The organism is Bradyrhizobium sp. ISRA436, assembly GCF_029910015.1.
GTDB lineage: Bacteria > Pseudomonadota > Alphaproteobacteria > Rhizobiales > Xanthobacteraceae > Bradyrhizobium.
In genome coordinates this window covers 2,942,817-2,966,625 of sequence record NZ_CP094519.1, presented here as the reverse complement: position 1 = coordinate 2,966,625, position 23,809 = coordinate 2,942,817, and the positions used below count along the sequence as shown (strand labels likewise).

General features: G+C 64.1%; 23 protein-coding genes and 1 pseudogene. 9 read left to right on the top strand and 15 right to left on the bottom strand.

The features are described 5' to 3' along the window. Nucleotides 1-17: 17 nt before the first annotated feature. The gene (locus MTX23_RS13920) at nucleotides 18-578 is read left to right on the top strand and encodes a GNAT family N-acetyltransferase (protein ID WP_280977236.1); all 561 of its coding nucleotides are present in this window, start codon (nucleotides 18-20) and stop codon (nucleotides 576-578) included. A gap of 203 nt (nucleotides 579-781) precedes the next feature. On the opposite strand, the gene MTX23_RS13915 is transcribed toward MTX23_RS13920, so the two are convergent. Next, a complete protein-coding gene (locus MTX23_RS13915; protein WP_280977234.1) occupies nucleotides 782-1,003 on the bottom strand; it encodes a dodecin in 222 nt (73 codons plus the stop codon). A 251-nt stretch (nucleotides 1,004-1,254) separates the two neighbouring features. Here MTX23_RS13915 and MTX23_RS13910 point away from each other — a divergent pair, with 251 nt between their 5' ends. Beyond that, complete coding sequence (locus MTX23_RS13910) at nucleotides 1,255-1,827, top strand: HdeD family acid-resistance protein (RefSeq protein ID WP_280977232.1); 573 nt, start codon at nucleotides 1,255-1,257, stop codon at nucleotides 1,825-1,827. Nucleotides 1,828-2,052: 225 nt separating this feature from the next. Further along, on the top strand, nucleotides 2,053-2,997 hold the full coding sequence (locus tag MTX23_RS13905; RefSeq protein WP_280977231.1) for a dehydrogenase: 945 nt from the start codon (nucleotides 2,053-2,055) through the stop codon (nucleotides 2,995-2,997). 107 nt (nucleotides 2,998-3,104) lie between these two features. Here the strand turns inward: MTX23_RS13905 and MTX23_RS13900 are convergent, their stop codons facing one another. Genes MTX23_RS13900 through MTX23_RS13890 form a run of 3 tightly spaced genes read right to left on the bottom strand, consistent with a single transcriptional unit; the run spans nucleotide 3,105 to nucleotide 6,746 of the window. Further along, the gene (locus MTX23_RS13900) at nucleotides 3,105-5,402 is read right to left on the bottom strand and encodes a xanthine dehydrogenase family protein molybdopterin-binding subunit (protein WP_280977230.1); all 2,298 of its coding nucleotides are present in this window, start codon (nucleotides 5,400-5,402) and stop codon (nucleotides 3,105-3,107) included. Continuing rightward, the gene (locus MTX23_RS13895; protein ID WP_280977229.1) at nucleotides 5,399-5,881 is read right to left on the bottom strand and encodes a (2Fe-2S)-binding protein; all 483 of its coding nucleotides are present in this window, start codon (nucleotides 5,879-5,881) and stop codon (nucleotides 5,399-5,401) included. The genes MTX23_RS13900 and MTX23_RS13895 overlap by 4 nt, the downstream gene beginning before the upstream one ends. A 4-nt stretch (nucleotides 5,882-5,885) precedes the next feature. After that, nucleotides 5,886-6,746 carry a xanthine dehydrogenase family protein subunit M gene (locus MTX23_RS13890; protein WP_280978073.1) on the bottom strand — a complete coding sequence of 287 codons (861 nt, stop codon included), beginning with the start codon at nucleotides 6,744-6,746 and terminating at the stop codon, nucleotides 5,886-5,888. Nucleotides 6,747-7,244: 498 nt separating this feature from the next. Here MTX23_RS13890 and MTX23_RS13885 point away from each other — a divergent pair, with 498 nt between their 5' ends. Next, nucleotides 7,245-8,729, top strand: coding sequence for an ABC transporter substrate-binding protein (locus MTX23_RS13885; RefSeq protein ID WP_280978072.1), 1,485 nt, complete (start codon nucleotides 7,245-7,247; stop codon nucleotides 8,727-8,729). Nucleotides 8,730-9,084: 355 nt separating this feature from the next. Here MTX23_RS13885 and MTX23_RS13880 read toward each other — a convergent pair. The 6 genes and pseudogenes from MTX23_RS13880 to MTX23_RS13855 all read right to left on the bottom strand — a co-directional run bounded on the left by MTX23_RS13880 (nucleotide 9,085) and on the right by MTX23_RS13855 (nucleotide 15,915). Beyond that, nucleotides 9,085-9,848, bottom strand: a pseudogene (locus MTX23_RS13880) (glucose 1-dehydrogenase). 22 nt (nucleotides 9,849-9,870) lie between these two features. Further along, a complete protein-coding gene (locus tag MTX23_RS13875) occupies nucleotides 9,871-10,638 on the bottom strand; it encodes an SDR family oxidoreductase (protein ID WP_280977228.1) in 768 nt (255 codons plus the stop codon). Between the two features lie 624 nt (nucleotides 10,639-11,262). Beyond that, the gene (locus MTX23_RS13870; protein ID WP_280977227.1) at nucleotides 11,263-12,402 is read right to left on the bottom strand and encodes an amidohydrolase/deacetylase family metallohydrolase; all 1,140 of its coding nucleotides are present in this window, start codon (nucleotides 12,400-12,402) and stop codon (nucleotides 11,263-11,265) included. Nucleotides 12,403-12,549: 147 nt separating this feature from the next. After that, nucleotides 12,550-14,472 carry a cyclic nucleotide-binding and patatin-like phospholipase domain-containing protein gene (locus MTX23_RS13865; protein WP_280977226.1) on the bottom strand — a complete coding sequence of 641 codons (1,923 nt, stop codon included), beginning with the start codon at nucleotides 14,470-14,472 and terminating at the stop codon, nucleotides 12,550-12,552. A 111-nt stretch (nucleotides 14,473-14,583) separates the two neighbouring features. Next, on the bottom strand, nucleotides 14,584-15,735 hold the full coding sequence (locus tag MTX23_RS13860) for a zinc-binding dehydrogenase (protein ID WP_280977225.1): 1,152 nt from the start codon (nucleotides 15,733-15,735) through the stop codon (nucleotides 14,584-14,586). Nucleotides 15,736-15,792: 57 nt separating this feature from the next. Continuing rightward, on the bottom strand, nucleotides 15,793-15,915 hold the full coding sequence (locus tag MTX23_RS13855; protein ID WP_280977224.1) for a hypothetical protein: 123 nt from the start codon (nucleotides 15,913-15,915) through the stop codon (nucleotides 15,793-15,795). A gap of 262 nt (nucleotides 15,916-16,177) precedes the next feature. Here MTX23_RS13855 and MTX23_RS13850 point away from each other — a divergent pair, with 262 nt between their 5' ends. The 3 genes from MTX23_RS13850 to MTX23_RS13840 all read left to right on the top strand — a co-directional run bounded on the left by MTX23_RS13850 (nucleotide 16,178) and on the right by MTX23_RS13840 (nucleotide 18,726). Then, complete coding sequence (locus MTX23_RS13850; protein ID WP_280977223.1) at nucleotides 16,178-16,795, top strand: PilZ domain-containing protein; 618 nt, start codon at nucleotides 16,178-16,180, stop codon at nucleotides 16,793-16,795. Nucleotides 16,796-17,128: 333 nt separating this feature from the next. Further along, nucleotides 17,129-17,743, top strand: a complete 615-nt coding sequence (locus tag MTX23_RS13845; protein WP_280977222.1) for a transglutaminase-like cysteine peptidase — start codon at nucleotides 17,129-17,131, stop codon at nucleotides 17,741-17,743. Nucleotides 17,744-18,243: 500 nt separating this feature from the next. After that, nucleotides 18,244-18,726, top strand: a complete 483-nt coding sequence (locus MTX23_RS13840) for a hypothetical protein (protein WP_280977221.1) — start codon at nucleotides 18,244-18,246, stop codon at nucleotides 18,724-18,726. Nucleotides 18,727-19,797: 1,071 nt separating this feature from the next. On the opposite strand, the gene MTX23_RS13835 is transcribed toward MTX23_RS13840, so the two are convergent. Continuing rightward, nucleotides 19,798-20,100 carry a hypothetical protein gene (locus tag MTX23_RS13835; protein WP_280977220.1) on the bottom strand — a complete coding sequence of 101 codons (303 nt, stop codon included), beginning with the start codon at nucleotides 20,098-20,100 and terminating at the stop codon, nucleotides 19,798-19,800. Nucleotides 20,101-20,171: 71 nt separating this feature from the next. Between MTX23_RS13835 and MTX23_RS13830 the strand changes: the two genes are divergently transcribed. Continuing rightward, nucleotides 20,172-20,408: a hypothetical protein gene (locus tag MTX23_RS13830; RefSeq protein WP_280977219.1), complete on the top strand. Its 237-nt coding sequence runs from the start codon at nucleotides 20,172-20,174 to the stop codon at nucleotides 20,406-20,408. A 7-nt stretch (nucleotides 20,409-20,415) separates the two neighbouring features. On the opposite strand, the gene MTX23_RS13825 is transcribed toward MTX23_RS13830, so the two are convergent. Beyond that, nucleotides 20,416-20,946, bottom strand: a complete 531-nt coding sequence (locus MTX23_RS13825; RefSeq protein ID WP_280977218.1) for a gamma carbonic anhydrase family protein — start codon at nucleotides 20,944-20,946, stop codon at nucleotides 20,416-20,418. Between the two features lie 190 nt (nucleotides 20,947-21,136). Beyond that, nucleotides 21,137-21,466, bottom strand: coding sequence for a hypothetical protein (locus MTX23_RS13820; RefSeq protein WP_280977217.1), 330 nt, complete (start codon nucleotides 21,464-21,466; stop codon nucleotides 21,137-21,139). 218 nt (nucleotides 21,467-21,684) lie between these two features. Between MTX23_RS13820 and MTX23_RS13815 the strand changes: the two genes are divergently transcribed. Further along, complete coding sequence (locus tag MTX23_RS13815; RefSeq protein ID WP_280977216.1) at nucleotides 21,685-22,395, top strand: hypothetical protein; 711 nt, start codon at nucleotides 21,685-21,687, stop codon at nucleotides 22,393-22,395. A gap of 129 nt (nucleotides 22,396-22,524) precedes the next feature. Here the strand turns inward: MTX23_RS13815 and MTX23_RS13810 are convergent, their stop codons facing one another. Together MTX23_RS13810 and cysE are read right to left on the bottom strand one after the other, a co-directional pair. Continuing rightward, nucleotides 22,525-22,737: a DUF3126 family protein gene (locus MTX23_RS13810; RefSeq protein WP_066511091.1), complete on the bottom strand. Its 213-nt coding sequence runs from the start codon at nucleotides 22,735-22,737 to the stop codon at nucleotides 22,525-22,527. Between the two features lie 229 nt (nucleotides 22,738-22,966). After that, complete coding sequence (gene cysE / locus MTX23_RS13805) at nucleotides 22,967-23,794, bottom strand: serine O-acetyltransferase (RefSeq protein ID WP_280977215.1); 828 nt, start codon at nucleotides 23,792-23,794, stop codon at nucleotides 22,967-22,969. Nucleotides 23,795-23,809 lie beyond the last annotated feature (15 nt).

Sequence of the window (23,809 nt, the reverse complement as noted above, 5' to 3'; positions counted from 1 at the left end):
CGGACGGACTGCACGCAATGGAGAATGACAACAAGATCATCGTGCGCGCCTCGCGCGACAGCGACGTCGACGCCATGCTGTCGATCTACCGCCGCCACATCCGCCGCGGCGTCGAGGAGAGCGTCGACGACAGCGGCACGCCGGAACCCGACGATCTGCGCGAGCGCCGCAAGAACCTGCGCAACACCCGCCTGCCGCATCTGGTGGCCGTCTGCAACGGCGACGTGGTCGGCTACGCCTATGTCGTGATGTTCCGCAAGCGCCCCGCCTATCGCTACACGGTGAAGCACTCGATCTACGTGCATCACCAATATGTCGGCCAAGGCGTCGGGCGAAAGCTGCTGCAGGAATTGATCGACACCTGCGCCGCGGCCGGCTTCCGCCAGATGATCGGCTATATCGACAGCGACAACGCCGCGTCGCTGGCGCTGCACAACCGGTTCGGCTTCGCGCGTGTCGGGCACCTGCCCGGCGTCGCCTATCGCTACGGCCACTGGTCGGACAGTGTGATGGTGCAGCGCTCGCTCGGCCCTGGCGCGACCGAGCCGCCCCCGCCCGCGCCGCTGTCGCGGCGGTGAGGCTCTCACGGCCGTCATTGCGAGGAGCTCGCGACAAAATTGCAAAGCAATTTTGCGCTGAAGCGACGAATCAATCCACGATTCCGCACGCGGTGCAATGGATTGCTTCGCGGAGCCTGTCATCGGGCGGCGCTTTGCGCCGACCCGTTGGCTCGCAATGACGGGTAGAGGGCGCGAAAGCACCCTCGTTTTCCGGGAGCGTCCTATTCCAGCGTGAAGCCGACCCGCAAAGTCACCTGATAGTGGCGGACCTTGCCGGCTTCGATATGGCCTCTGGTCTGCACGACCTCGAACCATTTCATCTCGCGGATCGTCTTCGACGCGCGGCCGACGGCGTTCTCGATCGCCGCTTCGACGCTGTTCTCCGATGATCCAACGAGTTCCAGGATCTTGTAGACGTGATCCTTGTCGTGACTTGCGGGCATGTCGACCTCCTTGCGATGGATCGGAGAACGGGACAAGTGAATGCGCGAACCGGACAATTTGTCCTCTGCAATCCGGACAGTGTGTCCTCCGATCTGGACCAGATGTTGTCGCGTGGACGAATGCTGCGCGGCAGCACACCAGACGAAATTGAATCAACGTGTCGCGCTGCGTTCGGTGCCACTGGCACCCGCCCTTGTCGGCGTGTCCACCTATGGTAGCATGGTTTGATCCAGTTTACGGGAGCGATACAATGTCGACCATGTCCAGCTCACACGCCCATAGTCTCGGATCCGGCCTGTCCAGCCTTCGCTCGAAGTGGGGCTGGATCGTCGCGCTTGGCGTGATCTATCTGATCGCCGGCATGCTCGCGTTCGGCAGCGTGTTCTTCGCAACCGTCGTCAGCGTGCTGTTCGTCGGCGCCATGATGATCGTCTCGGGCGTCGCCGAGATCATCAACGCATTCCAGGTCAAGTCGTGGGGCAAGTTCCTGTTCTGGGTCCTGCTCGGCGCGCTCTACGTTGTCGCGGGCTTCATCACGTTCGAGAATCCCCTGCTCGCGGCGGCAACGTTGACGCTGTTCCTCGGCGTCGCGCTGGTCGTGTCGGGGATCGTCCGCATCTTCCTCGCCTTCGGCATGAACGCCGCGGCGCCGTGGGGCTTGGTCGCGCTCTCGGGCCTCATTACGCTCGTGCTCGGCGCCATCATCCTTGCGCACTGGCCGATCTCGAGCCTCTATGCGCTCGGCATATTCCTCAGCGTCGACCTGATCTGCGCAGGCGTAAGCTGGATCGGCATGGGGATGGCGTTACGGCGCCGGGCGTAGTCCCGGTCGCAGGGTGGGTTAGCGAGCGAGCCCGCAGTGCTTCTCGTGCGCGGAGCGCGGCGGATTGCGTTCGCGGCTCCGCCGCCGGGCGCGCATGTCCGGTTGACTGGCCTTTACCGCGCGCTATCCATCCCCGACCAAGCCCGGGGCCGCGTTCGGTCGAGCCCAGCCAGGAGCGCGAGAGCGCTGCAGAGGAGAGCGCAAGCGCGCTCAGAGGAGAACGACGTGCATTTTGTCGACGACAGCGAGGTCAATCGCGTCCTGACCTTTCCGATCCTGATCGAGGCGATCGAGGCGGCGCACCGGCGGCCGAAGATCGCGGTGCACGACGGCTATCTCGGCGACGGCAAGGGGCAGCAGCTCGTGACGCGCAGCGCGGTCGATGCCGGCCGCTTCATGATGACCAAATTGTACACCAGCTTTCCGGGCAATCTCGCGCACGGCATACTGCCCGCCGTGCAGGCAGTCTGCGTGCTGTTCGACGGCAACAGCGGGAGGCCGCTCGCGGTGATGGATGCGTCCGAGATCACCCATTGGAAGACGGCCGCGGACTCCGCGCTCGGCGCCAAGCAGCTCGCGCGGCCGGACGTCGAAACGCTGCTGGTGGTCGGTGCCGGTGAGATGGCGCGCTGGCTGGTGCGCGGGCACCGCACGGTGCGACCGTCGTTGCGCCGCGTGCTGATCTGGAACCGGACCGCGGAGCGCGCCGAAGTGCTCGCCACGCAGCTCGCGGGCGACGGCGTTGCCGCCGAGGTCGCCACCGATCTCGATGCCGCTACGCGCGAGGCTGACGTGATCACCACCTGCACGCGCTCGCGTGAGCCGCTGGTCAAGGGCGCGAACCTGAAGCCCGGCACTCATCTCGACCTGGTCGGCGGCTTCACGCCGGAGACCCGCGAGGCCGATGACGAGGCGGCGCGGCGCGCACGCGTGTTCGTCGACCGCCGCGAATCCGCCTTCGACGGCGTCGGCGACATCCTGCAGCCGATCGAAAGCGGCGCCATCCGCGAGCGCGACGTGCTCGGCGACCACTACGACCTCGCCAGCGGCAAGGTCGCCGGCCGGCTGTCGCCCGACGACATCACCTTCTTCAAGAACGCCGGCGGCGGACATCTCGATTTGATGACCTGCGAGACGGTGTTTGCGCGGTTGGGGAAGGAACTGCGCTGAACGTCGACGCTTGCCAAAAAAGTAGGGCGGGTTAGCGAAGCCTAACCCGCCGCGACTCGATGTGCAGAAGCATTGGTGGGTTACGGCTTCCGCCTTCGTTCGCTGAGCTACGGCGGACGCCGTCGCCTAACCCACTCTGGGCTTCCCTGCTCCGCCGCCTGCTGCGTCGGCGAGTCCAGCTCCGCCGAGACCTTCGGAGGCGACATCGGCAGGCTGTAGAACCGCTTGCCCAACGCGTTGTGGACGGCGTTTGCCACCGCGGCCATGACAGGCACCAGCGGCACTTCGCCGACGCCCTTGACGCCCTGCGGATGCTTCGGGTTCGGCACCTCAACCAGTGCACAATCGATCATCGGCAGGTCGGAGCACACCGGCATGCGATAATCGAGGAAGCCGGGATTATCGACCTTGCCATCCCTGTTGTAGATGTACTCCTCGTTCAGCGCCCAGCCGATGCCCTGCGCGACGCCGCCCTGGAGCTGGCCCTCGACGTAGCTCGGATGGATAGCGCGGCCGACGTCCTGCACGGCGGTGTAGCGGATGACTCTCACGATCCCGAGCTCGACGTCGACCTCGACGTCGCAGATATGCGTGCCGAAGCCGCCTTCGGCGCCTTGCGTGTTGAGCTGCACGCTGGCGCCGATCGGGCCGCCCTGCGACGGCGCCTTCTCGGCGAGATCGGCAAGCGTCAGCGGCTTGAACTCGCCGGCATTCGGGCTCACCGGATGCGCGGCGCCGTTCTCCCACTTCACCGCTTCAGGATCGATCTCCCAGATCTTGGCCGCGCGCTCGCGCAAGGTTGATATCACCTTGTCGGCCGCCTGCGTCACCACCATCGAGGAAGCGAACAGCACGCGGCTGCCGCCGGTCAGATTGGAGAAGCCGACGGTCTGCGTATCGCCGATGATGACGGAGACGCGCTTGTAGTCGATGCCGAGCAGCTCGGCACAGATGTTGGCGATGCCGGCGCGCGAGCCGCCGATGTCAGGGTGACCCGTGGTGACGACGACGTTGCCGTCCTCGGTGATGTTGACCTGCGCGGACGATTCCCCGCCGGCGTTGAACCAGAAGCCGGACGCGACGCCCCGCCCCTGCAGCTTGCCGAGCGGCGCCTGATAGTGCGGATGGTTCTTCGCGACCTCGAGCGTCTCGACATAGCCGATGCGCGGAAACACCGGGCCGTGCGCCGCCTTGGTGCCCTGCTTCGCCGCGTTCTTCAGGCGCAGCTCCAGCGGATCCATCTGCAGGGCTTCCGCGAGTTCGTCGAGCACGCACTCGACAGCATAAGCGCCGATCGGCGCACCGGGCGCGCGGTAGGCCGCGACCTTGGAGCGGTTGGAGCAGACGTCAAAACCCTCCGACAGCACATGGGGAATGTCGTAGGGCGCAAAGCTGCAACCGACCGCGCCGCGGATCGGCGAGCCCGGAAAGGCGCCGGCCTGCAGATAGAAGGCGCCGTGGGCGGCGACGATGGTGCCGTCCTTCTTCGCGCCGATCTTGACCGTGCTCTTCGAGCCCGACGTCGGCCCGGTGGCGCGCATCACCTCCTCGCGCGTCATCACCATCTTCACCGGGCGGCCGGATTTCTTTGCGAGCAGCGTCGCGAGCGGCTCGAGATAGACGATGGTCTTGCCGCCGAAGCCGCCGCCGATCTCGGCGGGAATGGCGCGGATGTCGCTCTGCGGGATGCCCGTCAGCATCGATGTCATCGCGCGCACCATGAACTGGCCCTGGCTCGAGCTCCAGATCGTGGTCTTGCCGTCGGCCGCCACCGAGATCAGGCAGGCATGCGGCTCGATGTAACCCTGGTGCACCGGACGCGTGGTGAAGGAGCGCTCGATGACGACCTCGGCCTCCTTGAAGCCTTGCGCGATGTCGCCCTTCTTCGATTCGAGCCGGCCCACGATGTTCGACGGCTTGCCGTCGACCCTATTCCATTCATGCAGGATCGGCGCATCCGGCTTCAGCGCGTCGTCGATCTCGATCGCCCAGGGCAGCACCTCGTAATCGACCTCGATCAGCTTGCAGGCTTCTGCCGCGATCGCTTCCGTGGTCGCAGCCACCGCCGCCACGGGATGGCCGGGGAACAGCGCCTTGTCGCGCGCCATCACGTTGCGGCACATCCAGCGCATGTCCTGGATGCCGAGCATCACCGCACCCTTCTCGACCGTAAAGTCGACGATGTCGCGCGAAGTGACCACCGCCTTGACGCCGGGCAGCGCCTCGGCCTTCGCGGTGTTGATCGACTTGATGCGCGCATGCGGATGCGGGCTGCGCAGGATCTTGCCCCAGATCATGCCGGGCATGGTGGTGTCGGCGGCGAACGCCGCGCGGCCCGTCACCTTGTCGACGCCATCGGGCCTGATGGTGCGCTGGCCGATCCATTTGTTGTTGACAACGTTCATTGGGCAGCCTCCCGCATTTCGGCAGCGGTCTCCATTACCGCGCGGACAATCTTGTCGTAACCGGTGCACCGGCAGAGATTGCCGGCGAGCCAGAAGCGGACTTCCTCTTCGGTGGGATTCGAATTTCTTGCCAGCAGCGCCTCGGACGCGACCAGCATGCCCGAGGTGCAGATGCCGCATTGAAGCGCGGCGTGTTCGAGGAACTTCTGCTGCAGCGGGTGCAGCCGGTCGCCCCTGGCCATGCCCTCGATGGTCCTGATCTCATGCCCTTCGGCTTCGGCCGCGAGCATCAGGCAGGAGCAGACCAGACGACCGTCGAGCGTGATCGAGCACGCGCCGCAATCGCCCGACGAACAGCCCTCCTTGGAGCCGGTGAGGCCAAGCTGCCCGCGCAGCGCGTCGAGCATCGTGTCATAGGGTTCGCAGAGGAACTCCATCGGCTCGTCGTTGACAGTGGTGGTGACGTGCAGTTTCGCCATGATGCTAATTCCCTCCGGCGCGCGTGGCGGCGATGGCTGCGACGCGCTTGAGCAGCACGCCGGCGGTTTTGGTGCGATAGGCGATGGTGCCCCGCTTGTCGTCGATCGGACGGCAGGCGGCGCGGCACGCCGCGGCGGCCGCTTCCAGCGCTGTTGCATCGAGCCTGGAGCCGATCAGCGCCTTCGCCGCCGGTTCGACCAGGAGCGCGGTCGGAGCCACCGCGCCGAGACCGACGCGAGCCGCGGTGCAGACGCCGCCTTTCAGCGTCAGATTGACGCCGAGACCAACCACCGCGATGTCCATCTCGGTGCGCGGGATCATGCGCAGATAAGCATCGCCCGAGCCCGCGGGGCGCGGCGGCAATGCAAAGCTGACGAGGATTTCGCCCGGCTTGAGGTTGGTGCGGCCCGGACCGGCCGGCACGTCCTCGACCTTGATCTCGCGACGGCCATTCGGGCCCTGCACGGTGACGACCGCGCCGGCCGCGATCATCGCGGGAACGCTGTCGCCTGCGGGCGAGCCGTTGCAGAGATTGCCGCCGGCGGACGCCCGGCCCTGCACCTGCTTGGAGCCGATCAGGTTCACGGCCTCGAGCACGCCGGGCCAGACCTTACCGAAGCGCTTGTGCTCGGCGAGCGCCATGCCGGAGACGGCGGCGCCGACGCGGAAGCCGCCGTCGGCAGTCTCCTGAATCTCAGTCATCTCGCCGATCTTCTTGATGTCGACGATCAGTCCCGGCCGCACCAGGCCGGAGCGCATTTGCACCAATAAGTCGGTGCCGCCTGCCATAATGCGGGCGGCACTTCCGGCGGCAGCGAATGCGCCAATCGCTTCATCAAGCGTGCGCGGTGCTACGTATCGGATGTCGGTCATGGCTGTTGTTTGGTTCTCCCTCGCCTGCCGCTCCCTTGTGGACGGTCGTTGGCCTTGCTGGCTTGGCCGGCAGGAGCGACAGCCTACACGGCGAAGCGGAGCCGGAACAGCCTCCGAGGTGCGGTGGAAAGCGGCAGGCTCCTATGCAGGATGCGGACTTGTGCGGCCCTGTCGGCGCATTGCGCGCCGTCGTCACTGATCTCATGAGAATCGAGGGCCGCGGACTCGGCTGCACCGCCCTTGCTTGCCTGAGGCGCCGGATTAGGGAAACATGCCCATCGCCGCAGCATGTGTGCCGGGCCAAACGACACACGGATCGATGCGCGCCACCGATTCCGCCTGCGCCACATCGGGAGACAGCGAATGCCCCATTTTTCGCGCCGGACCCTCCTCAAGCTTGCCGCCGGCCTGCCGCCGGCGATCACCGCGCCTGCTACATGGACGTCACGGGCCACCGCCGCGGGTAAGGGCAAGACCATCACCGCGGTGATGCATTCGGACCTGCGCATCATCGATCCCGGGTTCACGACCGCCTACATCACCCGCGACCACGGCTACATGGTCTACGACACGCTGCTCGGGATCGATTCCACATTCAAGGTCCAGCCGCAGATGGCTGACTGGATGATCTCCGACGACAAGCTGACCTACACCTTCACGCTGCGCGACGGATTGAAATGGCACGACGGCGCGCCGGTGACTGCGGAGGACTGCGTCGCCTCGCTCAAGCGCTGGGGCGCGGTCGACGGGATGGCGCAGAAGCTGGCCGAGTTCACGGCAACCCTTGAGGCCACCGGACCGAACACGATCGTGCTCAAGCTCAAGGAGCCATACGGCCTCGTGCTGGAGACGATCGCGAAGCCCTCCTCCTATGTCGCCTTCATGATGCCGAAGCGGCTCGCGGAAACGCCGCCGGGCAAGCAGATTGCCGAACAGATCGGCTCCGGCCCGTTCAAATTCGTGAGCGCCGAATTCCAGCCGGGCGTCAAGGCGGTCTATGAGCGGAATGCCGACTATGTCCCGCGCAAGGAAAAGCCGGCATGGACCTCCGGCGGCAAGGTGGCAAAGGTCGATCGCGTCGAATGGGTGACGATGCCCGATGCGCAGACTGCGATCAACGCGCTGCAATCCAGCGAGATCGATTTCCTGGAGCAGCCGTCGATCGACATGCTGCCGGTGCTGGAAGCCAATCCCGATCTGACCGTTGCCGTGCTGAACAAGTTCGGCTTCCAGATCGAAGGCCGCATGAATTTCCTGTACCCGCCGTTCGACAACGTCAAGATCCGGCGCGCCGCGCTGCTGGCAATGAACCAGAAGGACGTGCTCGACGCCACCGTCGGCAATCCCAAATTTTACGAGATCTGCGGCGCCTATTTCGCCTGCGGCACGCCGCTTGCCAGCGACGTCGGCGCGGAGACCCTGATCAAGGGCAACGGCATGGCGGAAGCCAAGAAGGCACTCGCCGCATCGGGCTACGACGGCACGCCGGTCGTGATCATGGTGCCCGGCGACGTCCAGACGCTGAAGGGGCCGCCGACCGTTGCGGCGCAGCTCCTGCGCGAGGCCGGCTTCAATGTCGATGCCCAGGTGACCGATTGGCAGACCGTGGTTAGCCGCCGCGCCAGCCAGAAGCCGCCAAAGGAAGGCGGCTGGAATATGTTCTTCACCTTCACGGGCGCGACCGAAACGATGAACCCGATCGTCAACAATCAGATCGTCGCCAACGGCAAGCGCGCCTGGTTCGGCTGGCCGGAGGATGCCAGGCTGGAGCAGATGCGCGACGCCTTCGCGCGCGCGACCTCAGCCGAGGAACAGAAGAAGCTCGCGATCGACATCCAGAAGGAAGCCTATGAGCAGGTGATCTATATCCCGCTCGGCCAGTTCCGCGCGTCGAGCGCCTGGCGCAAATCGCTAACCGGCGTGCTCGAAGGCCCAGCGCCGCCGGTGTTCTGGAACGTCGACAAGACCGAGTGAGATCGGCGCCGCGAGCGACGCGTGCCGCCGATCAACTTTGGGGCCAGCCCAGGCACGGGCTGCAAAATATCGAAAACAACCCCATGCAAAGGAGCCGGCGGCCATCGACGTTCGACCCGGGCAACTTGACATGTCGGGCAAATCACGAATATATTTCCAATATTCCGAAATCGCACCCCTCGCCCGACGATTGCATCTGCGCCGCCTCGTTCAGCGCGCGCTCTTGCTCGCGAAAGATTTGCGAGATGACTGGCCGTGGACTCACAAAGTCGGCTCTTGGGGGAAGCAGTAGTTGCCAGGATCGGTCGTCATCGACGGCTTTTGACCCGAAAGAAGACATTTTCTGCTCCGGCGGCTAGGCCAAAATACCTCCATCGACCGTTAAGGCATGGCCGACCACAAAGCTTGCCGCTGAGCCGCATAACCATAGAACAGCAGCAGCGATTTCTTCAGGTTCGCCAAGGCGTCCGATCGGTTCGGCTGCTACGAACGTCTTGACGATCTCTGGATCATTGTTCTTTGTTACCCGCTTCGCCATGGGCGTATTACCGATAATGCCCGGGCATACTGCGTTGATACGAATGCCCTTCTCGGCATAATCGAGTGCGGAGGCGCGCGTGAGACCTATCACTCCGAATTTGCTGGCGGAATAAGCGGCGCGCCCTTTGGAGCCCCTCATCCCGCCGTTGACGAGCAGTTGACGATTGTGCCGCTTCTTTGTGCGGTCATGTGGCGAAGCTCCGCCTTCATGCAGTTCCACACACCCCGCAGATTGACATCGATGATGTTGTCAAATTCGGTATCTTCCGTTTCAACCAATGGCGCACCATCGCAGTTTATGCCCGCATTGTTGAAAGCTGCATCGAGCTTCCCGTAAGTCTCGATCGCCTGCTCGATCATTGCGTTCACTTGGCCCCGATCCGTTACATCGCAGCCGATGGCAAGGACCTCATGACCCGCGGATCGCAGTTCATCAGCGGCAGCTTCGAGCAACGCTGTGTTGCTGTCTGCAACGACCACGGATGCGCCTGCAACACCAAATGCCCTAGCCGTCGCCAGACCAATGCCACCAGCGGCGCCAGTAACAAGCGCAACCTTTCCTTCGAAGCTGTCTACCATGCTGCACCCATTGGTGGGATCCTCAGTGCGCGGTGAAGCCGCCATCGACCGGCAGGGCTACGCCGATTACAAAACTGGCGGCGGGACTACATAGCCACAACACGGCGGCCGCGACCTCCTCGGCCCGGCCGAGGCGGCCGATTGGCTGCTGCTTCATGATTTCGGCCATCGCATCGGCCTGGCCTTTGAGCATGTCGGCGACCATCGGCGTGTCGATTGTGCCGGGGCAGACCGCGTTGATGCGGATGCCGCGCGGGGCATATTCGACACCCGCGCTCTTGGTCATTCCGAGCACGGCATGTTTGGTGCCGTGATAGGCTGCGCGTTGCGGGAGGCCGACGAGACCGCCCAAAGAAGAGCAATTGACGATCGCGCCGCTCCCTTGATCACGCATCACGCGCAGCTGATGCTTCATGCAGGCCCAGACCCCCCGCTGGTTTACCGCTGTGACGCGCTCGAAATGCTCGATCGGCTCCTCGGCGGCGTCCGATGGCGGCACCTGGATGCCGGCGTTGTTGAACGCCATGTCGAGCCGTCCGTACTCTGCGACCGCGCGGCCGACGATCGCCGCCACCTGCGTCTCGTCGGCGACGTCGCACGCCAAGCCAATTGCGGTGCCGCCGTCTCGGACGATCCGCTCGGCCTCCTTTGCGGCGAGATTGCCGTCCAGGTCGGCCAGAACCACGGAGGCGCCGCTTTCGGCGAACATCCGCGCCGTTGCCAGTCCCATGCCCTTGGCGGCACCGGTGACCAGGGCCACCTCTCCTTTGAAGTCATAGATCGGGTTCATCCAACTCCTCACTTCATGTTGCGAGATCATTCGATCCATTCGGTTGTCGTTCGCGGGTCCCGGGATTGGTTTCGGCCCCCTTCGAAATCAAGGCTCCTGCTCGCTTGTTCCGATCTCAAGTTTCTCGCGATACGCCGCGAGCAAGGCATGCAGGATCATGAGCCGCCGAGATTGTTCTCGATGGCTGAATTTCGGCATGGACGAATTACGTCTTTCGCAGTGAAGGAGTGTCGATTTCAACCCTGCGGCTCGATTGTTCCTCGACCAGACACCGAACGCGCCGCGCCCCCCTCTCGTCGCGAATGCCAACGAAAGGCGTTCCTTGCCACTGCTCGTCCGGCCGACCACGCTGAACCTAAATCTTTCGGGCGCTGAAAATTAGGTGATAGAAATTGATTGGAATCATTAGTGGAGGTTATAAATGAACCGCGAGCGACCACCTCGCAATTTTGCCAGCCGCCGACTAGCCACAACTGCCTGAACCTGCGCCTGTGCTGGTTGAAGCTCTTCGGTGTCGAGGGAAGTAGGCCGCACGTCCGCTCGTGTGAATATAGCCGACGTTCATTCAAACCGGCTTCGACGGCGCCTTTGACGGAGCGGACGCAGATTTCGTAAGCGCACGCCCTATCTCGGATGCCACCAGCGGCCGCCGATCACGACGCCTTCGGAGACGATCTTGCGATCGCCGGTCAGGTGTTCGCCGACCACGTCGACATAGTCGAACTGCCCTTCCCGGACCGAGATCAGCGTGGCGTCGCCGACGCTGCCGGGCTTGAGGCTGCCGAGCTCCGGGCGGCGCAGCGCCATCGCGGCATTGACGGTCGAGGCCGCGATCACATCAGGCAGCGACATCCCCATGCAGAGGAATTTCGACATCGTCGTCACCTGGTCGAAGGCCGGGCCGTGGATGCAGAGCTGATGAATGTCGGACGAGATGGTGTCGGGATAGAAGCCGTTGGCGAGCATCGCACGCGCGGTCTTGAAGGCGAACGAGCCCTTGCCGTGACCGATGTCGAACAGCACGCCGCGCTCGCGCGCCTGAAGCACCACCTTCTTCACCGTGCCCTGCGCGGTCGCGGGCGTGTTGGGGAACGGACGGAATGCATGGGTCAGCACGTCGCCGGGACGCAGGCGCGCCAGCACCTCCTCATAGCTCGGCGGCGGATGGTCGATATGCGCCATCAAGGGCATGCCGACCTGTTCGGCGACCTCGAGCGCGATGTCGAGCGGCACGACGCCCGACGTGCCGGAGGCGAACAGCCCGACCCGCACCTTGATGCCGACGATCAGGTCGCGGTTCTCGTCGGCGACGCGGGCGGCATCGACCGGATTCATCAGCCGCAACTCCTCGCTCTCGCCGACCATCACCCTGTCGGAGAAGCCGAAGATGCCGGCATGGGAGACGTGCAGATAAGCGAGGATGCGGACCTGGCTCGGCTCGATCACATGCTTGCGAAAGCCGGCGAAATTGCCCGGGCCGGCGCTGCCGGTATCGACGGCCGTGGTGACGCCCGAAGCGCGGCAGAACTCCTCGGCATCGATGCCGAGTGACGTGCCGCCCCAATAGACATGGGTGTGCAGGTCGATGATCCCGGGCGTGACGATGGAGTTTGACACATCGCGGATCGCGGTCGAAGGGTCGGGCTTCAAACCATTGCCGACCGCAGCGACCTTGCCGCCCGCAAAGGCCACGTCCGTCACGGCATCAAGCTTCTGCGACGGGTCGATCACCCGGCCGCCGCGCAGGATCAAATCGAAAGGCATTCCCAACTCCGGATCTCAGTCACCAGTTCCAGCCGCGGCACGATGGTCGACTTCTTAGGCGTCTGCAAGCGCAGGCGATGCCGCACGGCCAATCCGGATGCGATGACGTCTCGGATGTCGCAGACATCGCCAGTCTTGACCGGCAGCTCAACCGAAGAGCGCCCTCTGGGCAGCGGGCGCGGTCACCGGCGCGGCTTGATCTGCGCCCCTGGCCGACGCAACGAAGGCCGCAATGGCCGGATGATGCGCCGCCTCCTGGGCGGCGATGGTTTCCCGGGCCCAGCGGTACGACGATTCGAAGATTTCCTGATGGCGGTCGAAATCGGTCACGTCGATGCCATCAGGAGTTGGCGGGCGCATCACCATATCGAGCGGCGTGATCGGCAGGGTATCGTAGCGTTGATGCGCGACGAGGCTTCGCCACAACACATTGACGGCGCTTGGCGCGGCGGGGAGCGATTTCCTCCGGAACGGTGTCAGCATGGCCGCAAGCAGTTCAAGACGCCCCGGCAGCGCGGCATAGTCGACGTCAAACATCTCGGTTGCCGGCTCACCGAAGTGGACCACGAGATTGGGACCGCTCTTCAACTGATGCATTTGCGCGAGCGGAACGTTGTCGACGAGGCATCCGTCGACCAGCATCAGGCCGTCCCGGGTGTAGAAGGGCGGCAGCAGGCCGGGAATGGCGCTCGATGCGCGCACCGCCTGCCAGAGCAGGCCGGTTCGAATCAATTCGAGACTGTGCGTCGAGAGATTGGTTGCGACCGCCGCGAAGGGCCGCCAGCAGTCCTCGATCCGGCAGTTGTGGCCGTACTGATCGGCCAGCGCCTTGTCGAAGGCCTTGTGGTCCAGCAAGGCGTAGCGTGGCCAGGTCGGGCGGCGGAAGCTGCGGCTGGAGACGAAAATCTCATGCGTGCCGCGCTCGAGACGTTCGGCGTCGTAGTTCTTGGCAAAGCCGGCAACCATCGCGGAACCGACGCTGGTGCCGACAAAGATATCGAACATCACGCCGCGCTCACGAAAGGCCTTGTAGATTCCGACGTGCGCCGTGCCCAGGCTGCCACCGCCGCCGGCGACAAATCCGACGGCGCGACCACAGAGAAAGCGGACCAGGCTATCGATATCGATCTGGTCCTCGAGCGAGACATGATGGTGCATGAAGGACGGCAGCCGCGCCAGCCAGGCCGCGGTGCCGCTCACCTCATGTCGTCGGCGGTCATGAACGCGGACCAGGCGTCGCGCCGATGCGGGGTGCACCCCGCAGGCGAAGCTCTCGATCTCCGTCAGATCAGGCGCGAGCGCATCGCCGCGGCAGACGAACACGACGAGATCGGCCTGACGAATGGCTTTTCGCGCCCATTCGGACGCATCCTGACCGCCGAAATAGGCCACCAGCGGTGCGTCATACTCAATCCTGTTGAGCCAGTCGGCGACTTCGGGCGCGTCGAGCGCGAGCCCGGGAAACAGGGCCTGAACGCGTGCGAGGTCGACGATCTCGGCATCAACGGCGGCAAGCCTCTGACGCAACCGGTGTTCAAAGTCGGCCGGTGCCGGCTCATGTCCGCCTGCTATCAGCGCGACGGTCCGTGCTTTGGGTGACGCCCGGGCGGGCAAGAGTCGTGCCGTCTGGATGGCAAATCGCTGTGCAAGGGCGGCAAGCAGCGCCTCGACGATGCCCGGCGTTTCCTGCGCAAGCTTCGCATAGGCCGCACGCGTCAACACCAGCACGCTGCTATCGCGGATCGCAATCACGTTGGCCGTGCGCGGGATATTGGCAAAGAAGCCGATCTCGCCGACCAGTTCGCCGGCGCGAAGCTCCGCAATCGGTTCGGGATGATCGGTCCGGTACACGGCGAGCGCGCCGTGCAGCACCAGGAACAATGCGTCCGAAGGGCCGCCCTGCTCGACCAGCAATTGGCCGCGCACGAGGTCCTGCCGGGTCATTGCACCAAAGGCGACCAGCCGCTGTTCCGCGCTGAGCGTTCTGAACAGCGCGAACTCCTCCGACGCGTTTCCCCACGCAAACGCTGCGCCCGTCCCGTGCGTGGGCGGCACCCGGTTCGATTGCATGCGCCGATGTTAGCGCCGAGCCGTCGCCCCGGCGAGCAATATAGCGGGATGCGCGGCATCACTATTTTGGAAGCACTGCAACAGGATTTGCAGCACCGTTATTCGTCGGGATCATCCGACCAGGTCCGGCCACGGCACGATGGTCGATTTCACCGTCTTCATCGCCATTGCATCCGCCACCGCGCTCGCGACGCCCTCCTCCGTGAACGGATAGATCGTCTGCATGTCGAGCCAGGGATATTTGTTGCGGGTCCGGTAGAGCATGTCGACGCCGAGCGGCAGGTCGTTGCCCGTGAAGCCCCAGGAGCCGAGCACGTTGAGGTCCTTGGTGCAGATGCGATGCCACGACGTATTGATCGAGCCGGCGTCGGTGAACTGGCCCATCTCGACATAGGTGCCGCCATCGCGCAGCATCTCGATGCCCTCGGGCCCCGCGCTCGGATGCCCGGAGCAATCCATCACCAGATCGGCACCGAAGCCGCCGACGATGTCACGCACCGCCTTGATGCGCTCATCCGGCGTCTTGAGCGCCTCGATATCGACGGTTGCCTCCGCGCCGAATTTGCGCGCGAGCGCCAGCCGCGGGGTTTCCGGCGCGCCGACGCAGATCACGCGCCCCGCGCCCATCTCCTGCGCGGCGGCCACCGCGAGGATGCCGATCGGGCCGGAGCCCTGGATCACGACGGTGTCGCCCCAGCGGAAGCCGCCGGCGCGCGTCGCGCGATTGAAGGCGCGGATGCACGAGGTCAGCGGCTCCGACAACGCCCCCAACCGCAGCGACATGTCGTCGGGCAATTTGTAGATCTTGGTGCCCGGCAGCATGTCGAGATCGACATAGACATATTCGGCCCAGCCGCCCCACATGTGGGGAGGCTTGTCGAAGCCGAGGTAGCGGCCGTAGTAGACCGGCGTCAGGCACTTGTTGGCGCTCTCTGGATAATGGATGCAGTAGTAGCAGCGGCCGCAGGGCATCAAGGGCGGGATCATCACCTTGGACCCGACCTGAAGCGGCTTGCTCATGAAGTCCTCGGTGAATTCCGGCCCGCACTCGACGATCACGCCGCCGAGTTCATGGCCGAGCGTGAACGGCCACGGCAGTGGCTTTGGCCAGTGTCCCTTCAGGATATGCAGGTCGGTGCCGCAGACGCCGCAGGCGCCGACCTTGATCAAGGCGGCCTTCTTGCCGACGTCAGGCCACGGCACGCTGCGGATCACGGGTTTTTCGCCCGGCCCCTCATGGGTGCATACGCGGATCTCTCGCATCGGCCTGTCCTCCCTGTCGCTATTGTTGCTCGCGGCTCTCGCGGCCGGCCGCGCCGATCATTTGTCCGTGGTGAGCGGCTTCATCGAGCTACCGTCACCCGCATCTCGGCGGCGCGCGCCGGAAACGCAAAGAAAAAGAACGGTTGCGACCGCGAGCGCAACCGACTTCGAACCCGCCATCCTGTCCTCCCCGCCGTCAGTCCTTGTTGATCCCGGCTGCTCGGCGAGGCCGAACTTAGGTGAAGGCCGTGGGGATGTCATGACCATCCGGCCGCGCACCTGGCTGCATCGCCTGGCATTCCGCGCGACAGCGTTCCGGCCTGCATCCCTGCGTCGCTCAACCGCAACCCTTTGCCTACCCTTGATGCGCCCAGCGATAACGCCTCGTTAACCCTATCAGCCTTAGGGTCGTTCGGCGAAAGCCTGTGGTCGGGTTGCGGTGATGTCGTTTGCACAGAAGAAACCTTCCGTCGTCCCCATGGCCGAGGAGCGACGGCGCTTCCAGCGCGTCAGGGTGCACCTGCTCGGCCGCTACATGCTGCCCGACCGGCGCGAGTTCCCGTGCCAGATCATCAATATGTCCCCGGGCGGACTCGCTCTGCTGGCGCCGGGCATCGGCAATGTCGGCGACCGTGTGATCGCCTACCTCGACCATATCGGCCGGGTCGAGGGCCGCATCACCCGCATCATCGACAACGGGTTTGCGATGACGATCGGCGCCACCGCCCGCAAGCGCGACAAGCTTGCGGCACAACTGACCTGGCTCGCCAACCGCGACATCCTCAATCTGCCGGAGGATCGCCGCCACGACCGCATCGTGCCGCGCAACCCGATCGCCCTGCTGACGCAGGAGGACGGCTCGCGGATGACCTGCCGGATCATCGACCTTTCGCTCTCCGGCGCCGCGATCGCCGCCGAGAACCGCCCGCCGCTGAAGTCGCTCGTGATGCTCGGCAAGGTGCAGTCCCGCGTGGTGCGAAACCTCGATGAAGGCTTCGCGCTCGAGTTCGTTCACGAGCAGGCTGCGGAAACCCTCGAAGAGAGCGTTACCGCCCGGTAAAGCGGCGAACCGCCCCAAACGCTTGAATTTCGGCCCTCGAAGGCGGCCTCCGGTGCACCGGACGCCGCCTTCGACGCATTTCGGCTGCGCGCTTTGCGGTTAACGCCGGGACCATCCGCCGCGACAAACCGCACCGTCGCAGCGCTTTGCGTGTTAACGCATAAAATTTGAATCAATTGCAGTTGTTTCAAATTTTACGCGAGTTCGATTCAAGTACAGATCGAATTCGCAGCGCCATTTACGAGTATTCGCGTCAAATCTACTTTGCACACTTAGCGGCGACGCAAATCCTTTGTGCGAAACATGGTCCCAACAAGAAGAACGGGGGCCACAATGTTTGGGTTCAGGGGACAGGCGAAAGGAGTGGCGGTTGCCGCCATTCTGTTTGCGACTTGCGTCTCGGCCAAGGCCGGCGACGTGCTCTACGCCAGCCTGGGCGATGTTGCGCGATCGCCGATCGGCTGGGTCGAATTCTGTGCCGACAACCCGGGCGAATGCCGCGGCGGCGCGACGCAGCCACGCGACATCGTGTTGTCGCAGACCGCGTGGCGCGACCTGGTGCGGGTCAACAAGTGGGTCAACGAGACGATCAAGCCGATGACCGACATGGATCATTGGGGCGTCGTCGAGAAATGGTCGTTGCCGACCGACGGCTACGGCGACTGCGAGGACTACGTGCTCCTGAAGCGCAAGATGCTGATGGATGCCGGCTGGCCGCGCGAGGCGTTGTTGATCACGGTCGTCCGCGACAAGAAGGGCGAAGGCCACGCGGTGCTGACGGTGAAGACCGACAAGGGCGAGTTCGTGCTCGATAACCAAAACGAGAGCATCGTCGCCTGGACCGAGACCGGCTACCGCTTCGTCAAGCGGCAATCGCAGAGCGATCCCAATGTCTGGGTCTCGCTCGGCGACAACCGCCCGGCCGTCGCAACCGCAAGCTCGAAGTAAAGCCCAGGGATCATTCGAACACGCGACCCGGTCACATCCCCACCCCTCCCCGTCCCAGACCGGTTCGCGCGCGGCCAGGCTACCCCCAAAGCCTGGCCGCACCATTTTTTTGGGTGGCTCTCACCTCGCCCCTGGATCGATCGCCGCTGAGTGATGATCATGCTCGCTGCCGGACAGGGGCAGCGTGTTCGCGCGCGGCACGGGAGCCTTCATGGTATCGGCGCTCGTCGTGCTGCTGTTCAAAGTATTTCGTCCAACGTCCGAAGATCGATTTCCTTGGGCCGGTATTGCGGCGCAACCGCCACAAGGTCCCGAAAATGCCCCCCGGGACAGGTGATTTACCCACATTCAAAGGTTGCCGTCCCTGAAATAAGATCAGGCGGGGTTCTGGATATGGAACGGCCAGAGCGGGCGGCACTTAACCCCACCCGAATCCGCAGTTTTAGCCCTGCCCCGGTTGTGCTATGCGGAACCTCTCAATTGATGTCCGGTCTGGTCGCATGATCGATCTAGCCCCAGAGGATTCGCAGCCGCGCAGCGGCATCGGCGTCCAGCCGATCGCGATCGCCGCGGTGGCGCTCGTCCTCGTGCTGTTCGGGATCGGCTCGATCGGGCTGTGGCGCGCCTTCGGCAACGCGCCCGAGTCGGATCGCGCGGTGACCGTCCGCCAATTGCAGGCACACGCCGCGCAGGTCTCCGCGGCCCTGGAGGAAAAGACGAAGGGGCTTGAGGCGACCCAGCAGGAATCGATCGACCAGTTGCAGGTGATGCAGGACCAGATGCAGACCATGCGCCGGCAGATCGCCGCGCAGCAGGCTGACGCCAAGAAGCTCTCCGACCAGGTGACGGCGCTGACCGAAGCGGTCGAGAACCTGCGCCAATCCTTCGCCAGCTCGCAGGCCAATGAACCGGCCGCAGCCGATCAGTCGCCGCGCAAGCGCCCACGGACCGCGCACCGCAAGCGCGGCAGGTCGCGTAGCTGATCACTCGGATCCGGCGGCCAACTCGGGCTGATCGTGCTCAACGGCCCCTCGACCAGCGCGACGGCGGGGCTGGCTCCCGAAAAATGCCGCCCCCCGTGAAAGTTGCAATTCGCGCCGTTTTGACCGCCCGGGGCCCCGTCCCAAGCGCCCGGTAGCGTGAATTAATCCTGACTTTGTGAACTGGTTCACATGTCGCGCCTCGAATCCGGGCCATCCTGCAATCACCGGATGGCGTGAGCCGATTTCAATATCCGGGGCTGGCAAGGTCGTTGACGGTATACTGCGTCGACGGCCTTGTTTTTTTGAGCGGGTCATCGCAGGGGCTATCGCTCCGAGAAGCTGCCGGTTACGACCTCCCGCCTGTTCTTTTGGCCGCTCGCCGCGGCGCGCGTGAATGTCGGAGCCAACAGTCTCGCTGTCACCAAACTGCAATGCAGGTTTAGCGAGATTGTCACTCGCTCGGCCTGCGAGGTGCCTCCAGCGCGGCCAAGACGGCGGTCGCTCGATCAGTGCGGCAGGGTGACCCCGCTAGTCCTTGAGCCCTCGAATTGAAGGCTGGACTGTCAGACGATAGGCAACCAGCCTGTCACCGTCAAAGCGCTCCAACATCGTATCGCAGGCCGGGCAGTGATACTCGCCCCGGGTACCGGATTCGGACGACAGTTCGAGCCGGCGGAAACCGGCCCCACAATGTCGGCACGTTACATCAGCCTTTTTCATTTCGCTCACCCCACGCTGCCGGCGGCATCGTTTTAGCGCTGGCTACGAGGCGGAACTATGTTCACGGGCGGGCTCACCGTGGAAGGGTTCTTCGCCCGCGCCACGGGTGTCACCTTATGTGGTCCGCCAGTTGATCCGCCGAACCCGCTCCGACCGAACAGCCCGATGCGGCTTACGCCCGAGATGAAGGCGCAGCGGGCGGCAACACGGCCTCGGCATGGCGATACCGAGGCCGTGACAACCATTCCAAAACAGCCGGCACAGCGCTTAGCTGTGCCCTGCGCTGCTCAGTTGCAAACCTGCACGGGCCGGACCTGCCATCCAAAGCAGCGGCCGCGAAATCGTTAATGCCTAACAGCCGCGGCAGATGCCCTTCAGCCGACGGTCGATCGATCGGTTCTCGTTGGCGATGGCCTGGTCGATGCTCTGAGCGTTTGCCGAACCAGTCGTGACGCCCTCGCCGGTGTTGGGCTTGCCTCCCGAGGATTGGGCGGTGCCGACGCTATTGCTGCCGGCCGGCGGCGGTGGGCTGAGTTGCGGCGAGGATGGCTTGCCAGTGCCTTGTCCGGCGCTCTGTCCCTGAGCAAGGGCCGCCGGAGACGCCAGCAGAATCGCGATTGGCGCGAGTGCGGCGGTGACGGATAATTTGCGCATGGAAATTCTCCTTGCGGAGGTCAACGATTCCGCAAGGTGGCGGTTCCGACAGGCATTGGAGCGATGCTGTTTTGCGCAAGCTAATCGAGTTCGACGACGACACTTTCGACAAGCTGAAGCAGCTTGGTCGCGACCGGATGGCGACCCTTCAGGAGCTCGCCGACGAAGCCTTCGCCGACCTGCTCAAGAAGCACGGTATTCCGATCGACCTGAAGGACGCGCTGCGCAAGAGCGCGCGGCTGCAGGACGCCTCGAAGCAGAGCTCGGCCCGGTTGAAGAACACAAGCAAGCGAGGCCGGAAGAGCTGATATCGCCTCAACCGATCTTCTTCAGCCCTGCTTTGTACTGCGGCCCCCTGATGGCGTAGGACTTGGCGGGTCTGGACAACGCCTCGATCTGGGCGGCGTCGAGCGTGCGGATCGCGCGCGCAGGCGCGCCGATGATCAGCGAATATTCCGGAAATTCCTTGCCCTCGGTGATGACGGCGCCGGCGCCGACGACGCTGCCGCGCCTGATCCGCGCCCCGTTCATCACGATCGATCCCATCCCGATCAGCACGCCGTCTTCGAGCGTGCAACCGTGAACGATCGCATTGTGGCCGATGGTCACGTCCTTGCCGATGGTCAGCGGAAAGCCGGGATCGACGTGGAGAGTAGAATTGTCCTGGACATTGGAGCCCTCGCCGATCTCGATCCACTCATTGTCGCCGCGCAGCACGGCACCGAACCAGACGCTCGCCGAAGGCTTCAGCCGCACCTTGCCGATCACAGCGGCGGTATCGGCGATGAAGTAGTTGCCGTCAGCGGGAAGATCGGGCGCCTGCCCGTCGAGCTCGTAGATCGCCATGAAAGTCTCCTTGGAGCGTTTTCGAGCGAAGTGGACACCGGTTCGCGTGAAGAAAACGCGTCGAAATGAGAATCCAGAGCTTTGGTTCTGATTGAATCAGAACCAAAGCTCAGGTCTGGGCGACCTTGGCACGGCAGCGCGCGTGGTTTCAAGCGAGCGGGATCATTATCCGGAACGGATCACAACCGGATCAGGCCAGCAGACCGGCCGCGCGCAGCGTCATCAGGAAGAAGGTGCCGGACATCAGGCTCCAGAAGCCGGCGATGATCGTTGCCATCATCACGAATTCGAAGCGGCGGCGCTCGATACGCGCTCCGCGCAGCGTGTTGCGCATGATGATGAAGGGCGCCGCGAAGACGAGAAACGGCACCGCCGCGAAGGCCTTCGTCGCCACCCCATTCTGGAGCAGGCCAAACCCGGCCGGGCGCGCCGCCATCACCTGGTAACCGTTGGCCAACGCACCCGCGAGGGCAAAACCAATGCAAAGCGAGAACAGAGAATTCAGAGCATCGGGCGACATCGGAACTTCCGCTACGCAACAGACCGTCGCCCTGCTTCGCAAAATTACCGGCCCGCCGCCACATCATCCTTAAGAAAGGGTTAATGGGGCAGGCGCGAGAGCCCCCGCGCACGGCATTCCTGGTACGGATTCCCTTGGAATCATACGAGAATCCGCCGCCGCCGCGTGGCATATTCGGCAAGTGATTCGGCCCTCCGACCTGATCCAATGCCTCGCTCATGACGTTCCTTTCGACCGCCCAACATCTCGCCCGCGATACGCGGCGCAATCCGCGCGCACATCTGCTTCCGATCGTCCTTTCCGCTGTCATCGCCGCATCGGCGATCGCGCTTGTCGCCTATCTGTTGTGGCCGACCTACACCACCGTGCCGCCGAGCGACCCTTCGCGATTGCCGGTCAGCGTCGGCGGCACCCTGTTCAACGTGCCGACCTTGGCGGTGCGCATGAAGATCCAGCGCCATTCCGGACCGCAGGAGCGGGTCGACCTCGGCTTCCTCTATCCCTCGCTGGGGGCGCCGGTCGCGCCGAAGCACTACAGCGCCGACACGATCGAGGACAAGGTGCAGCCGATCGACCGGATCTTCGTGTCGATCGCCGCGCACCACGACTCGCTTGCGCCCGACATGCGCCTACGCACGATCTACCCGCGCTATCTGGAAGACGCGGCAACGACCAACGACGGCCTGACCACGCGCGCGTTTCGCGATGGCTCGCCGTATGGCGGCGAGGACCTGGTCACCGCGAGAGAACCCGCGCTGACCGCGCGCTGCTCGCGTGACTCCTCAACGCCCGGCATGTGCCTGAGCGAGCGGCGTATCGAGGGCGCCGACCTGACGTTCCGCTTTCCGCGCAGCTGGCTTGCGCAATGGCGCGATATCGCAACCGCAATGGATCGCCTCTCCGCGCAGATGCACAGCGCGAAGGGATAGCCCGTCGTCATTGCAGGATTGGTGGGGTGGACAGAGCGAGGCGTCCCCACCATTCGCGTCGGTCGTCCCGACAGTGGGCACGGCGCAAACGCACCTTTGCCCAGCTTGCGTCTTTGAGCCGAGCAAACCCTACTCGCTCAGATCCTCTTCCAGAATCGCCATCTGGAACTGGAACGAACGATCATCGTCCTCGTCATCGACGAACAGCACGCCGATGAATTCCTCGCCGACATAGACCTCGGCCGAGTCATCCTTCTTCGGCCGCGGCACCACGCGGATCTTGGGATTGCCGAACACGCGTTTGAGATACGCGTCGAGCTTCCTGACTTCCTGAACGTCCACAGCCGTCTCCAATCGGGTCGATGATTTTCCGGGGAGTTTTAGGACGAGACGACAGAGATCGCCAGAGCCTTTTCAAGCTCCGACAACGCGATATTGGTGCGAGCGGTTCGCTTCTGATGAATCAGAACCGAACCTCTAGATTCTTGTTTTGACGCGCTTTCTTCACGCAAGCCGGTGTCCACTTCGCTCGAAAAATGCCTTGCGCGTCGCCGTCAGAAAGCGAACGAAATCAAAGCCCGGTCGCGCTGAGCATCTGGTCCATCGTGCGCGACGGCTCGGCACAGCCGGCCTCGCCGACGATTTTTGCCGGCACACCGGCGACAGTGACATTGTGCGGCACCGGCTTGACCACGACCGAGCCCGCAGCGATCCGCGCGCAATGGCCGATCTCGATATTGCCGAGGATCTTGGCGCCGGCGCCGATCAAGACGCCATGGCGAATCTTCGGGTGGCGATCCTCGTTTTCCTTGCCGGTCCCGCCGAGCGTCACGCCGTGCAGGATCGAGACGTCGTCATCGATCACCGCCGTCTCGCCGCAGACGAAGCCGGTGGCGTGATCGAGGAAGATGCCGCGGCCGATCCGTGCGGCCGGGTTGATGTCGGTCTGGAACACCGCCGAAGACCGGCTCTGCAGGTAATAGGCGAAATCCTTGCGGCCCTTCTGATAGAGCCAGTGCGCGAGCCGATGGGTCTGCAGCGCATGAAAACCTTTGAAGTAGAGCAAGGGATCGATAAAGCGCGAGGTCGCGGGATCGCGATCGTAGACGGCGACAAGGTCGGCACGGAAGGCGTTGCCGATATCCGGCGCGTCGCGCAGCGCCTCGTCATAGCTCTGGCGGATCAAGTCGCCGGACAGCGCAGCATGATCGAGCCGCTCGGCCAGGCGGTGCACCACCGAATCTTCGAGGCGGTCATGATGCAATACGGTCGCATAGATGAAGGACGCAAGCTCAGGCTCGCGCCGGACGATGTCCTCCGCTTCGCCGCGGACGCGATCCCAGATCGGATCGAGCGCCGCCAGCTTCCCACCCTGCGGATTGACCTGATGAACTGCCATGGACTGCTCTCGCAA

What these genes read in the sequence shown, in the direction of transcription:
- MTX23_RS13920 (WP_280977236.1), top strand. Translation starts at nt 18, where the DNA reads ATGGAGAATGACAACAAGATCATCGTGCGCGCCTCGCGCGACAGCGAC.
- MTX23_RS13875 (WP_280977228.1), bottom strand. Translation starts at nt 10,638, where the DNA reads ATGAACCCGATCTATGACTTCAAAGGAGAGGTGGCCCTGGTCACCGGT.
- MTX23_RS13820 (WP_280977217.1), bottom strand. Translation starts at nt 21,466, where the DNA reads ATGTCGCCCGATGCTCTGAATTCTCTGTTCTCGCTTTGCATTGGTTTT.
- MTX23_RS13915 (WP_280977234.1), bottom strand. Translation starts at nt 1,003, where the DNA reads ATGCCCGCAAGTCACGACAAGGATCACGTCTACAAGATCCTGGAACTC.
- MTX23_RS13860 (WP_280977225.1), bottom strand. Translation starts at nt 15,735, where the DNA reads ATGCGAGAGATCCGCGTATGCACCCATGAGGGGCCGGGCGAAAAACCC.
- MTX23_RS13895 (WP_280977229.1), bottom strand. Translation starts at nt 5,881, where the DNA reads ATGGCGAAACTGCACGTCACCACCACTGTCAACGACGAGCCGATGGAG.
- MTX23_RS13825 (WP_280977218.1), bottom strand. Translation starts at nt 20,946, where the DNA reads ATGGCGATCTACGAGCTCGACGGGCAGGCGCCCGATCTTCCCGCTGAC.
- MTX23_RS13835 (WP_280977220.1), bottom strand. Translation starts at nt 20,100, where the DNA reads ATGCGCAAATTATCCGTCACCGCCGCACTCGCGCCAATCGCGATTCTG.
- MTX23_RS13865 (WP_280977226.1), bottom strand. Translation starts at nt 14,472, where the DNA reads ATGCAATCGAACCGGGTGCCGCCCACGCACGGGACGGGCGCAGCGTTT.
- MTX23_RS13815 (WP_280977216.1), top strand. Translation starts at nt 21,685, where the DNA reads ATGACGTTCCTTTCGACCGCCCAACATCTCGCCCGCGATACGCGGCGC.
- MTX23_RS13850 (WP_280977223.1), top strand. Translation starts at nt 16,178, where the DNA reads ATGTCGTTTGCACAGAAGAAACCTTCCGTCGTCCCCATGGCCGAGGAG.
- MTX23_RS13840 (WP_280977221.1), top strand. Translation starts at nt 18,244, where the DNA reads ATGATCGATCTAGCCCCAGAGGATTCGCAGCCGCGCAGCGGCATCGGC.
- MTX23_RS13845 (WP_280977222.1), top strand. Translation starts at nt 17,129, where the DNA reads ATGTTTGGGTTCAGGGGACAGGCGAAAGGAGTGGCGGTTGCCGCCATT.
- MTX23_RS13855 (WP_280977224.1), bottom strand. Translation starts at nt 15,915, where the DNA reads ATGGCGGGTTCGAAGTCGGTTGCGCTCGCGGTCGCAACCGTTCTTTTT.
- cysE (WP_280977215.1), bottom strand. Translation starts at nt 23,794, where the DNA reads ATGGCAGTTCATCAGGTCAATCCGCAGGGTGGGAAGCTGGCGGCGCTC.
- MTX23_RS13910 (WP_280977232.1), top strand. Translation starts at nt 1,255, where the DNA reads ATGTCGACCATGTCCAGCTCACACGCCCATAGTCTCGGATCCGGCCTG.
- MTX23_RS13900 (WP_280977230.1), bottom strand. Translation starts at nt 5,402, where the DNA reads ATGAACGTTGTCAACAACAAATGGATCGGCCAGCGCACCATCAGGCCC.
- MTX23_RS13870 (WP_280977227.1), bottom strand. Translation starts at nt 12,402, where the DNA reads ATGCCTTTCGATTTGATCCTGCGCGGCGGCCGGGTGATCGACCCGTCG.
- MTX23_RS13885 (WP_280978072.1), top strand. Translation starts at nt 7,245, where the DNA reads ATGCATTCGGACCTGCGCATCATCGATCCCGGGTTCACGACCGCCTAC.